A 561-nucleotide genomic window follows, 5' to 3' on the forward strand; every position below is an offset into this window, starting at 1 on the left:
GAGGGTTGCGGAACTCCCAGTTCCAATATGGAATTAGCCTATGTTCTGGGAGTGAGAAGCGCCGATGAGCACACCGGATTTCTTCCGCAGCCGCCTGGATGCAATGATCGATTTGCGGCACCCGCTGGCCGTACTGGCTAACCGAATGCCCTGGACGTCGATAGAAGCGACGTTGACACCGATCTTCGAGCGGCGTGCTCGCGAAGGCCGGCTGAGCGCAGAGGTCGATCTGTTCGGCACGGCGCCCAAGCTGGCGGGCGCGGGCCATAGCGCTGCCGGACGTCCGCGCCTGTCGGCCCGGCTGATGGTCGGACTGCTCTACCTGAAGCACGCATACAACGAAAGTGATGAGTCGGTTTGCGAGCGCTGGGCACAAGACGTGTACTTCCAGTACTTCTGCGGCGAGGACTATTTCCAGCCGCGCCTGCCATGCGATCCGACCAACCTCGTGCGCTTTCGGCAGGCGCTGGGCGAAGCCGGCGTCGAGGAGATGCTCGCGACAACAATTGCGGCGGCCGTGCAAATGAAAGCCGTAAGGCCGGCCGAGTTCGAGCGCGTGAT

The 561-nt window shown here is 62.4% G+C and carries 1 protein-coding gene; it reads left to right on the forward strand.

Features of this window, described 5'->3' with window-relative positions; translation table 11 throughout:
* Positions 1-64 precede the first annotated feature (64 nt).
* A partial coding sequence (locus AB6804_RS31945) for a transposase (protein WP_370889848.1) occupies positions 65-561 on the forward strand: 497 nt, incomplete at its 3' end.

Origin of the sequence: Caballeronia sp. RCC_10, assembly GCF_041360715.1 — a bacterium.
Classification (GTDB): Bacteria; Pseudomonadota; Gammaproteobacteria; order Burkholderiales; family Burkholderiaceae; genus Caballeronia; species Caballeronia grimmiae.